The following is an 11,884-nucleotide window of genomic DNA, read 5'->3' as shown; positions in this document are numbered from 1 at the left end:
ACTTGTCGTTGGGCCGGCTTTCGAAGGCGACAGCCAGCTTCGCGTTTCTGCGACACCGGGCAGCCTGCTCGGCATGGCATTTGCGCGTCTGCGTGGCGACCCTGATGCAGCGGTCCCGCCCGGACAGGTCGAGATCGCAGGTGACGCCGAACTGGCACGTCGGCTGGAGCGCGTCGCCACCCGTTTTGAACCCGATGTCGACGAGGCGTTCGCGCGCGTGTTTGGTGACGTGGTCGGCTTCCAGATTGCCCGGCTGTTTCGGCGTGGCCTCACGGCTGCACGCGAATCGGCAGGTTCCCTGGTACGCGACGGCGCGGACTATCTTGTCGAGGAAAGCCGCGACCTGATCGCAAAGCCGGAGATGGAACAGTTCCTCGACGAAGTCGACGAACTGCGCGAACGCGGTGATCGCCTCGAAGCACGCATGCGCCGGCTGGATCAGGCGCAGCGCTCATGACGACATCCCTGCGCTCCTTGCCACGACTGCTGCGGATTGCCGCCGTGATCGTGCGTTACCGACTGGACGACGTCGTCGATGACGCGCATCGCTTTCGCCTGCTGCGCTGGGCACGCCTGTTCGTTCGGCGTGTACCAGCTGACGTGGCGTCATTGCCGCGCGGCAAACGCCTGGTCCTGGCCCTGACCGAACTCGGCCCGATCTTCGTCAAGTTCGGCCAGATCCTGTCCACCCGCCGCGACCTGCTGCCGGCCGATATTGCCGACGAGCTCACCGCCTTGCAGGACAAGGTATCTCCGTTTCCGGGTGCCGAAGCACGCGCGGCTGTTGAATCCGCACTAGGCGCCAGCATCGAGGATCGCTATTCGTATTTCGAAGAGACGCCACTTGCCTCCGCGTCAATCGCCCAGGTGCATGCGGCTAGACTGGCGGATGGGCGCGAAGTCGTCGTCAAGGTATTGCGTCCTGACATTGCAACGCGCATCGGGCGCGACATCGACCTGCTACGCGCGCTTGGCGAACTGGTCCAGCGTGTCCACCCGCGAGCTGACAAGATCCGCCCGCTGGCCGTGGTCGCCGAAATTGAATCCACCCTGCTCAACGAACTCGACCTGCAGCGTGAGGGCGCCAACGCCAGCTTGTTGCGCCGGAATTTCCTGGACTCGAACGATCTGTATGTCCCGGAGGTCATCTGGTCGCACACCCAAGTAGGCGTGCTTACGCTGGAACGCGTGCGCGGCATACCGGTTGATGATCTCGCCACCCTTGATGCCGCCGGCATCGACCGCGTGCGCCTGGCCGAGAAGGGCGTGCAGTTGTTCTACACGGAGGTGTTTCGCGACAACTTCTTCCATGCCGACGCACACGCCGGCAACATCTGGGTCGACGCCTCGCGGCCACACGACCCACGCTTCATCGTGCTCGATTTCGGCATCATGGGCACGCTGCCGGAAAAGGATCAGTACTGGCTGGCGGAAAACTTCCTCGCCCTGTTCAGCCAGGACTACAAGCGCATCGCCGAACTGCATCTGCGTGCCGGATGGATGCCCGCCGAAGTGCGCATGGATGAACTGGAATCAGCGATCCGTACCGTATGCGAACCGTATTTCACGCGACCCTTGAGCGAAGTCTCGCTGGCCGAAGTGGTAGTCAAACTGTTCCAGATGGCGCAACGCTACCAGCTTACCGTGCAGCCACAGCTGATCCTTCTGCAGAAGACCTTGCTCAACATCGAAGGAGTGGGTCGGCTATTGCACCCGGATATCGATATCTGGGCGACAGCGCGACCGGTGCTGGAGACGATCTGGAAGAAGCAACACGGCCCGAAAATGTTCATCAAGCGGCTGCGACAGCGTGTTCCCGAATGGCTGGCCGCTGCGCCCGACATGCCGCAGCTGATGCATGCCTATCTGGAACAGGTGACCAGCGGTTCGCTGCAACTGCGCATTGCGTCGGATGACCTGCGCCGGATCGAGGCCCATTCCGGTCATAGCGCACGGCTCGCAGTGCCGCTGGTCATCGGCGCCAGCCTCGCCATCGGCGCTGCCTTGCTGCAGGCTCTGGACACACAAGCGCCACGCTGGTCCGGCCTCTCCCTCTGGGCCATCGGCCTGGCGGTGGGCGCGATTATTGCCTTTTTCGTTGCACACCGGTCGCGCTGAAGGATCCCTTTCCGGCCATGATCCTCTATTGCGACGAGCATCTCGTCGTCGTCAACAAGCCCGCCGGCATGCCTGTGCATCGCAGCCGCATGGTCAATGCTGACGACGCCTACCTGATCGATGTGCTGCGCGAACAGCTCGGCGGGCGCCTGCACCTGATCCATCGACTGGATCGCGCAACCAGCGGCGTCCTGCTGGTGGGCCGCAACAGCGAGATTGCCGGCACCCTGGGACGCCAGTTCATGCAACGGGATGTTGAGAAGACGTATCTGGGCGTTTGCCGCGGCTGGCCTGAAGAGACCGGAGAACTCGACTATGCCTTGCCCGGAGTGCGGGAAAACAGCGACCGAAAACCCGCATTGACGCGCTGGAACCGTTTGCACACGATCGAAGTGCCCATTGCGATCAACCGCTATCCCCAGCAGCGTTACGCGCTGGTTTCGATTTCACCCGAAACGGGCCGCTACCGGCAAATTCGCCGTCACTTCGCACATCTGCGCCATCCGCTGATCGGCGATACCAGCCATGGTCGCACCGAACACAACCGGCTGTTCAAGCAGCACTACAGCGTGCATCGCCTGCTGCTGCACGCCTGGCGCCTGCAATTCGAACACCCCGTCGAAAAGCGGCAACTCACGATCGAGGCACCGCTGGATGCCGAATACGCCGGGTTGCTGCAGCGCTTCGAGTGGAACCTCCCAAGCCACGCAAACCCCTCGCAGCTCGCGCCCGCCAGCCGATTTTCGTAGGAGAAGGCTTCAGCCTCGATGCCAACACCGGAGCGGCAGTGCGAGGACGGCGTTCGAAACCCGCTTCGGTTGCTGACATGACCAGCCATCCGGCTGTTGAAGACCGCGCAGGAATGGCGTTCACGCCCGATGCCGTTGTGAATGTCTCGGCTTTCAACAACCGAACAGCAGGTCGAAAGAGCGTCATGGCTGAAGCCATTTCCTACAAGACAGGAGCAAGGCGCAACGCGACAGGAGCAAACTTGCTCCTGCCCCCTGGCCTCACCTCCAACACCCACCGCCGCGCCCCGCTAGAATAGCCACATGCTTGAGATCGACTCCAAACTCGAAATCCCCGACGACGAACTGGTCGAACGCTTCGTGCGTTCGTCCGGTCCGGGCGGACAGAACGTCAACAAGGTTGCCAGCGCGGTCGAGTTGCGTTTCGATGTCGCCCGGTCACCATCGTTGCCCGAGGCCCTGCGTGAGCGTCTGCTCGCACGCCGCGACCGGCGTCTGACAGACGAGGGCGTGCTGGTGATCCAGGCCAATCGCTTTCGTGATCAGGCCAAGAACCGGGACGATGCACGCGTGCGCCTGGCCGAGGTGATCCGTGCCGCGCAGTTCGTGCCGAAGAAGCGCGTGGCGACGCGGCCGACGCGCGCATCCAAGGAACGACGCATCACGACCAAGAAAAAGCGCGCGACGATCAAGTCGGGACGCGGTGCGCAAAACTGGAGTGGTGATTGAAGCCTCCTGCGCTGCCGGCACGCCTGCCGCCTTCCATGCCGCAGTTCGCGCCGAGCCGATGGCGCAGGTTTGTGGCCAGACTTTTTGTCGGCTTCGGCTGGAAGCTGGCCGGCGAACTGCCTGACGTGCCGCGCGCCATCCTGATCGCCGCGCCACATTCCTCGTGGTGGGACGGTGTCTGGGGATTGGGGGTCAAGATCGCTATCGGCGCCGATGTCTCGTTCATGGCAAAACAAGAACTGTTCTTCTGGCCGCTGGGCTGGTTCCTGCGCAAGCTCGGTGGCATCCCGATCGAACGCACCACCACCTGTGGTGTCGTCGAGCAAATGTCAGCGCGCCTGCGCGAAAGCCGCAAGCTCTGGATAGGGATAGCGCCGGAAGGGACGCGCAAGAAAGTCAGCAAATGGAAAACCGGCTTCTGGCATATCGCGCGTGCCGCGGATGTGCCGATCGTGCTTGTGTACTTCCACTATCCCGAACGAACCATCGGCTTTGGGCCGCTGTTCCATACCACCGAGGACATGGCCGCCGACCTGCGGCGTCTTCGCGAGTTCTATTCGCCATGGCGCGGCAAATGTCGAAGCGTCGACTGATCCTTTTGGGGAACACTTCGCCACGCTAGCCTTCAACGTTCAACTCGTCCATTACCTGGAGTCGCTGACATGAGCACACGTATCCTTGGCATCTCCGGCAGCCTGCGCCAGAAGTCGCTCAATACGGCCCTTTTGCGAGCAGCCGGAAAGCTGATGTCCGCCGAAGCGACACTTGATGCAGCCACACTGCACGGCATTCCACTTTATGACGGCGATGTCGAAGAACGCGAAGGTGTCCCCACCAGCGTGCTCGAGCTCAATCATCGCATCGCCGCCAGCGACGGCTTGTTGCTGGTCACACCCGAATACAACAACAGCATGCCTGGCGTGTTCAAGAATGCGATCGACTGGTTGTCGCGCCCGTCGCCCGATGCTGCCCCGATCTTCAAGGGTCGCCCAGTCGCGGTGATCGGTGCCTCGCCGGGCGGTTTCGGAACCATCCTCTCGCAGAATGCATGGCTACCCGTGCTGCGCACGCTCGGCGTGCGGCATTGGGCCGAGGGTCGGTTGATGGTTTCACGCGCAGGAAAGGTGTTCGATGACCAGGGTGAGCTGGTTGATGAAGCCACGCGCGAGCAGTTGCGCAAGTTCCTGGACGGCTTCGCCGCCTTTGCCGCGAGCAGTGCGGCTGGAGAATGAGTGGCACCGGATCATCCTGACGCAGGGCTCCGGATCGGAGTCGCAGCAAGCGTGTCCGTTTTCAGCTTTGGCCTGATCTGCAGGAAACGGGCGTGATCGTGCCGACCGTTCGCCTCAACCACCAAACCCCGAGAGGCTGCTAGAGTTCACCCAATGCAGAACCCAGACTCGCCACCCATGCTCCTGTTGCGCAATGCCAAGGTATTCGCGCCGGAGTCGGTCGGTCTGCAGAACCTGCTGATCGGTGGCGGTCGCATTCTGGCCATGTCGGCGTCGACGCTTGAGCCGCCGTCAGGCATGGCCATTGATTCGATCAATCTTGATGGCGCGCGCCTGCTGCCTGGCTTCGTCGATGGCCATGTCCACGTGACCGGCGGGGGGGGTGAAGGCGGTTTCGCCACACGTATCTCGCCATTGCCCCTGAGCCGCTACACGCATGGTGGCGTGACTTCCGTAATCGGCCTGCTTGGCACGGATGATTGTGCGCGCAGCACACGCGAGCTTGTCGCCAACCTGCTTGCCTTGCGCGAGCAAGGCATGGGCGCCTGGGGCTACAGCGGCGGCTACCACCTGCCTCCGACCACGCTGACTGGCAGCATTCGCGGCGATATCGCCTTCGTCGACCCACTGATCGGCGTGGGTGAACTCGCCATCAGCGATCATCGCAGCAGCCAGCCTACACTTGAGGAACTGTTGCGTATCGCTTCCGAAGCCCATGTCGGCGGACTCATGAGCGGCAAGGCCGGCGTCATCCACCTGCATCTTGGCGATGGCCCGCGCGGCCTGGATCTGGTCCGTCGTGCCCTCGCCGAGAGCGAACTGCCTGCGCGCGTATTCAACCCCACCCACGTCAATCGGCGTCGTGCCCTGTTCGAGGAGGCCATCGAGCTGGCTGCCAAGGGTTGCCACGTCGATATCACTGCATTTCCGGTCGAGGAAGGCGAAGATGCCTGGAGCGCGGCTGATGCACTGCAGCGCTACCTCGACAGTGGCGTAGCTGCGCATCGTGTCAGCGTGAGTTCCGATGCCGGTGGCTGCCTTCCATGTTTCGATGCGGAAGGCCAGCTGAGCCACATGGATGTCGGCACACCCGGCGCCTTGTTGACCACGATCCAGGAGTTGCTCGGTCGCGACCTGCCGCTGGAACGCATTCTTCCGGCCTTTACCAGCAATGTCGCCAACCTGTTGCGCCTTCCGCGCAAGGGCAGCATCGCAGTCGGCAACGATGCCGACCTGCTCGTGCTGGATGAGGAAGCTAGGCTCACGGATGTCCTGCTGGGTGGCTACTGGCACCTGCGCGAGGGCAAGACCATGCGACGTGGCGCGTTCGAACCGCTACCATCGGCACCCCCTTTCCAGAGTAGTTCCGATTGATGTGTCCAAGCAAAGTGGCTGACGGTGAAGAACGCGGGTGGATCATCCCGATTGGTGGCGCCGAGGAAAAGGAGAACGATCCACGCATCCTGAGCCGGTTCGTTGAACTCTGTGGCGGCGAGGATGCCGACATCGTCGTCCTGCCGACGGCAAGCCGGATGCTCGATACCGGTCCACGCTACGAACAGATCTTCCGCGAACTCGGCGTATCGAACGTCGAGTCGCTCGAGTTCGACACACGCCGGGACTGCGAGGAAAAAAGTCGTCTCGAGCGTATCGAGCGCGCCAGCGGCATCTTTTTCACCGGTGGCAACCAGTTGCGCATCACGACCCTGCTGGGCGGCACCTCGGTGGCCAAGTTGATCCGTCAACGCAATGCCGTTGGCGTACATGTTGCCGGCACCAGCGCGGGCGCCGCCATCCTCAGCGAGCACATGATTGCCTTCGGCGAAGAAGGTGGCTCGCCGCGCGCCGGTAGCGTACGTCTCGCACCAGGCCTGGGCCTGACCAACCGATTCATCATCGACCAGCACTTCCGCCAGCGCGACCGTCTCGGTCGCCTCGCCACGGCGCTGGCCTTCAATCCGTTCGCGATAGGCATCGGACTCGACGAAGACACTGCCGCCTTCATCGGCCCGGACAACACACTCGAAGTCGAAGGCAGCGGCTCGGTCACCGTCATTGATGCAGTCGACCTGCAGTTCTCTTCGATGGACCGTGCCGACGAAGGTGATCCGGTGTGCCTGTTAGGGTTGGGCGTGCACATGCTCGTTCATGGCGCCACCTTCAATCTGCACACGCGTCGTGCCGCAGCCGGAACGCTGATCTCTCCAAAGGAGTAACCGTAGTGCGCATTCTCGATCGTTCGGTATATGTCGGCCCCTCGGCGTATGCGCATTTTCCTGTCATCCGGCTGATACTCGATCTCGAGTCGCTCGAAGCGTGGCCAACTGGCAAGCTCGGCGAGGCCTATGTCGATACCTTGGTTGGTGCCCTGCCTGGTCTCGCCGAGCACGGGTGTTCGTATCGCGAGCCGGGCGGTTTCATTCGGCGCATGAAGGAAGACGAGGGCACCTGGCTCGGTCATGTCCTCGAACATGTCGCGATCGAACTGCAGAACATCGCAGGCGAAGATGTCACCTTCGGCAAGACACGCAGCATCGACGATCGTCCCGGCGTCTATTCGGTCGTCTACGAATACGAACAGCGCGAGGAGGGCATCGCTGCCGGTGAACTCGCGCAGCGCCTGCTGTGCTCTCTGTTGCCGCCCGAAATCCGACCCCACGGCATCGTGCCCGAAGACTGGAACTGGCCGGAGGCACGCGATGCCTTCATCCGCTATGCGCAGCGGCGCGCGCTCGGACCTTCGACGGCTTCGCTGGTCAAGGCTGCCGAAGAACGCAACATCCCCTGGCTGCGGCTCAATGATCAGTCGCTGGTGCAACTGGGCCATGGCAAGTTCCAGCAACGTATCCAGGCCACGATCACCGGCCGCACATCACAGATCGCCGTCGAGCTGGCCGGCGACAAGGAAGAAACCAACAAGATTCTCGGCTCGCTTGGCCTGCCGGTGCCGCGCCAGGAGCTCGTGCAAACGGTGGAACAGGCACACCGCGCAGCAAGTCGTCTCGGCTATCCGGTCGTGACCAAGCCCTACAACGGCAACCACGGCCGCGGCATCTCGATCCGCCTGACCAGTGAGGCCGAGGTAGAGGAAGGCTTTGCCAAGGCCCGTGAACACTCCAGATCGGTCATCGTCGAAACCTTCCTCGAAGGTGATGATCACCGCTTGCTCGTGGTCAATGGCGAACTGGTGGCCGCAACGCGGCGCACGCCCGGCCATGTGGTGGGCGACGGCGTGCACACGATTGCGGAACTGGTCGACATCGTGAACCAGGATCCACGGCGCGGCGTCGGCCATGAAAAGGTCCTGACCCGGCTTGAGCTCGACGCCCAGGCCGAGATGATGATGTCGCGTGCAGAAGTCGCAGCCGATAGCGTGCTGGCCGAGGGCCAGGTCATCCACCTGCGCTCGACGGCGAATCTGTCCACGGGCGGCACCGCCACCGACGTTACTGATGTCATCCATCCCGACAATCGCGACATGGCCGTGCGCGCGATCCGCGCCATCGGACTCGATGTCGGCGGCGTCGATTTCCTCACCACCAATATCACCGAGAGCTACAAGTCGATCGGTGGCGGCATCTGTGAGTGCAATGCTGCACCCGGATTTCGCATGCACGTCGCTCCCAGCGAAGGTAAGTCGCGTGACGTGGCCGGCCCGGTCATCGACATGCTGTTCCCGTCTGGCACGCCTTCGCGCGTGCCGATCGCCGCGATCACCGGAACCAACGGCAAGACCACGACGGCGCGCATGCTTGCTCACATCGCCAAGATGGCTGGTTATACGCCCGGCCTGACCACCACCGACGGCGTCTATATCGATGGTCAGCGTACCGTCGAGGGCGACATGACCGGCCCGGTATCCGCGCGCATGGTGCTGGCCGATCCGCAGATCGACCTGGCCGTGCTCGAGACCGCACGTGGCGGCTTGTTGCGCGCCGGCATGGGCGTACCCAGGGTCGACGTCGGTGCCGTGCTCAACGTGCAGTCGGATCATCTCGGCATGAAGGGCATCGAGACGCTTGAACAGCTGGCCGAGATCAAGCGCATTGTTGTCGAAGTCGCGGAGGACTGTGCCGTACTCAATGCCGATGACCCGCAGGTATTGAAGATGTCCGGCTACACCGATGCGAAGGTCATCTGCTACGTGACGATGAATCCGCAGCATGGCCTGGTTCGCGAACACATTCGCGCTGGCGGCCGCGCTTGCGCACTGGAAGCGGGCATCAACGGGCAGATGATCACCTTGTATGACAAGGGTGGCCATATCCCGCTTTTGTGGACCCACCTGATCCCGGCGACGCTCGAAGGACGTGCGATGCACAACGTGCAGAATGCGATGGTCGCCGCGGCCATGGCATTCTCGATGGGCATCAAGCTCGATGCCATTCGCCAGGGTTTGCGCACTTTCGACAGCACCTTCTTCCAGGCGCCCGGGCGCATGAACGTATTCAGCGAACACCCGTTCAAGGTGTTGTTCGACTACGGGCACAATGCGCATGCGGTCGGCGTGATGGCGGATCTTGCGCAACGCCTGGATGTCGCTGGCCAACGCATCGTCGTGCTGGCCGGTCCCGGCGACCGCCGCGACCAGGACCTGTGCGACATTGCCGACGCAGTCGCCGGCCGCTTCGATCATTACATTTGCCGGCGCGACGATTCACTGCGCGGACGCGCCCCCGACGAAGTACCCAGGTTGCAGGCAGCTCGCCTGCGCGAACTCGGCGTGTCGGAATCGGCGATCTCGATCATCCCCGACGAGCAGGAGGCAATCGAGGCCGGACTTGGCATGGGCCGTGCTGGTGACTTGCTGCTGATCTTTGCCGATTCTCTGGTGCGTTCGTGGAAGCAGGTAATCAAGTTCAGGCCAAACGGAGTGCCAGAGTCCCCGGCTATCGAAACACCACCTGCACCTCAGGATCCCCCCGCTGCTGCAGTAGAAGAACGCTTCGTTCCCAGTGAGTGGGACGGCTTCGTTCGCGACGAACGCGGCATCCATCTTTCGCGGGAGCAGGACGACTGAGCCTGCCAGCCACCCTATCGTTCGAGGATTCGCGCCGACTGACCGGACCCAACCTGTACTTCACCGAGCCCGGTGCGGTATTGGAAGTTGTCGGCGCGAGTATCGCCAGTGCCGAGATCGTTGCAGCATGGCGCCAGAACATCGAAACCATGCGAAAGCTGCTTGGCTGGCCCGATGCGCCGGTGCACATGCGCCCGCATCACGGCGGCGCCGCCCTCGCATTTGCCGCCCCGATCGACCAGTTGTACACGGCCACTGAAGTCAACGAATGGGCCTGGATGGCGGCACGAGGCAGAGCCGAACTGTTTGCGCCGGGCCATCCGCACGGCACCGACCCCGAGTCGGCGCTGCAGATGTTGCGGCGACATTCTGCTGCCGAGCGACTTCCCGATCTGTTCGCATTGATGCAGGCAGCGAACGAACGCGACCTGCCCGTGCTGCTGGATGAGGATTGCCTGAGCATCGGCACCGGCAGCGGCGGCAGAAGCTGGCCGTTGGCCACCTTGCCCCACCCCGATTCCGTGTCATGGAGCGCGTTGCATCGCATTCCCACGAGCCTGGTTACCGGCTCGAACGGCAAGACCACGACCGTGCGCCTGCTTGCAGCGATGCTGAGTGCACACGGTCTGCGCTGTGGCTTCAGTTGCACGGATGGTGTCTTCATCGATGGCCGCATGCTTGAGACTGGCGACTATTCCGGCCCATCCGGCGCGCGCAGCGTGCTGCGTCAACCCGAGGTCGAGGCGGCCATCCTCGAAACCGCGCGCGGCGGCTTGCTGCGCCGCGGGCTGGCTATCGATCATGCCGACGCGGCCATTGTCACCAACATCAGTGACGATCATTTCGGCGAGTACGGCATTGACGACCTTGGCGGACTGGCCGACGCCAAACTGATCGTCGCGCGTGCACTCCACTCGCGCGGAACACTCGTACTCAATGCTGACGACGCGCTGTTGCGCAAGCGCGCGGAGAAGCTTGTCTGCCGAATTGCGTGGTTCTCGCTCGACGATGATGACGTGCTCATGCGTGGACATCGGGCGAACGGCGGCACGACGTGCGGTGTCCGCGAGGGCCAGCTCTGGCTCAGCCATGGTGATGTGCGAACGTCATTGGGCGCAGTCGTTGCGATGCCATTGAGCGCGTTCGGCCACGCCACCTACAACATTTCCAACCTGGCCGGTGCCGCCCTGCTCGCGGATGCGCTGGGAATCACGACAGCTACCATCGTCGACGTACTGTCCCGATTTGGTCTCGGACGCGACGACAACCCCGGTCGCCTCGAGCAGTGGAAGTTTGGCGGCATCAGCGTGCTGATGGATTACGCGCACAACCCCGAAGGCCTGCACGGCCTGCTCTCGATAGCCAGATCCCTGGGAGGAAAGGGCAGGCTTGGACTGATCCTTGGCCAGGCCGGCAATCGCGGCGATGCAGAAATCCGTGCGCTTGCGGCAATGGCCGCAACCTTCACGCCGGATCTTGTCGTGCTCAAGGAAATGCACGGATACATTCGCGGGCGCGGCGAAGCGGAAGTGGCGACTTTGCTTCGTGAGGAACTGCTGGCTCTGGGAATGCCGCCAATGGCATTGCCGATGCAGCCGGGTGAATTGAAGGCCGCGCGCGAAGCCCTGGCCTGGGCTCGCCCCGATGATGTCCTGGTGCTACCGGTACACGAGATGTCCGCAAAGAAGGATGTCAGAGCCCTGCTTGATAGCCTCGAAAAATCGCATTGGCAGGCGGGTCAGGCTTTGCCCGATTCCTTGTAGGAAATGGCTTCAGCCATGATGCTTCATCTCATCGTGCCGAGGAGCATCGGACATGAATGTCGCTCCTGCGGCTTTCAACAGCCGAATGGCTGGTCAAAGCCGAATTGTGCCGCAGAATTCGATCACTAGCCTCGCGTTTCCGCTTCGTTGTTGGCTTCAGCCATGATGCTTCATCTCATCGTGCCAAGGAGCATCGGACATGAATGTCTCTCCTACACCACGCAAGTTCCGCTCGCAGCCACGCTTCGATGTTTCGTAGGGGCGGGTCTCAGA

10 protein-coding genes are annotated in these 11,884 nt (G+C 62.5%); all 10 read left to right on the top strand.

The window, feature by feature from the left end; all coding sequences use genetic code 11:
- On the top strand, positions 1 to 457 hold a 457-nt coding region (locus WBP53_RS06435), incomplete at its 5' end, for a ubiquinone biosynthesis accessory factor UbiJ (protein ID WP_423927093.1).
- An 8-nt stretch (positions 458 to 465) separates the two neighbouring features.
- Positions 466 to 2,118 carry a ubiquinone biosynthesis regulatory protein kinase UbiB gene (gene ubiB, locus WBP53_RS06430; RefSeq protein WP_423927097.1) on the top strand — a complete coding sequence of 551 codons (1,653 nt, stop codon included), beginning with the start codon at positions 466 to 468 and terminating at the stop codon, positions 2,116 to 2,118.
- 17 nt (positions 2,119 to 2,135) lie between these two features.
- Complete coding sequence (locus WBP53_RS06425) at positions 2,136 to 2,867, top strand: pseudouridine synthase (RefSeq protein ID WP_423927091.1); 732 nt, start codon at positions 2,136 to 2,138, stop codon at positions 2,865 to 2,867.
- A gap of 303 nt (positions 2,868 to 3,170) precedes the next feature.
- The gene (gene arfB, locus WBP53_RS06420) at positions 3,171 to 3,596 is read left to right on the top strand and encodes an alternative ribosome rescue aminoacyl-tRNA hydrolase ArfB (RefSeq protein ID WP_423927089.1); all 426 of its coding nucleotides are present in this window, start codon (positions 3,171 to 3,173) and stop codon (positions 3,594 to 3,596) included.
- Between the two features lie 35 nt (positions 3,597 to 3,631).
- On the top strand, positions 3,632 to 4,189 hold the full coding sequence (locus WBP53_RS06415; protein ID WP_423927095.1) for a 1-acyl-sn-glycerol-3-phosphate acyltransferase: 558 nt from the start codon (positions 3,632 to 3,634) through the stop codon (positions 4,187 to 4,189).
- A 69-nt stretch (positions 4,190 to 4,258) separates the two neighbouring features.
- The gene (locus WBP53_RS06410) at positions 4,259 to 4,828 is read left to right on the top strand and encodes an NADPH-dependent FMN reductase (protein WP_423927087.1); all 570 of its coding nucleotides are present in this window, start codon (positions 4,259 to 4,261) and stop codon (positions 4,826 to 4,828) included.
- A 153-nt stretch (positions 4,829 to 4,981) separates the two neighbouring features.
- Entirely contained in the window at positions 4,982 to 6,202 is a 1,221-nt protein-coding gene (gene iadA / locus WBP53_RS06405; RefSeq protein WP_423927085.1) for a beta-aspartyl-peptidase, read from the top strand.
- A complete protein-coding gene (locus WBP53_RS06400) occupies positions 6,202 to 7,044 on the top strand; it encodes a cyanophycinase (protein ID WP_423927083.1) in 843 nt (280 codons plus the stop codon). The genes iadA and WBP53_RS06400 overlap by 1 nt, the downstream gene beginning before the upstream one ends.
- A gap of 5 nt (positions 7,045 to 7,049) precedes the next feature.
- Positions 7,050 to 9,848, top strand: a complete 2,799-nt coding sequence (gene cphA, locus WBP53_RS06395; protein WP_423927081.1) for a cyanophycin synthetase — start codon at positions 7,050 to 7,052, stop codon at positions 9,846 to 9,848.
- A gap of 80 nt (positions 9,849 to 9,928) precedes the next feature.
- Positions 9,929 to 11,611, top strand: coding sequence for a Mur ligase family protein (locus tag WBP53_RS06390; protein ID WP_423927079.1), 1,683 nt, complete (start codon positions 9,929 to 9,931; stop codon positions 11,609 to 11,611).
- Positions 11,612 to 11,884 lie beyond the last annotated feature (273 nt).

It is taken from the genome of Dokdonella sp. (genome assembly GCF_049593775.1).
In the GTDB taxonomy this organism is placed as follows: Bacteria; Pseudomonadota; Gammaproteobacteria; order Xanthomonadales; family Rhodanobacteraceae; genus Dokdonella.
Note: the sequence above shows the minus strand (reverse complement) of the source record. Positions and strands in the feature narration are given on the sequence as shown.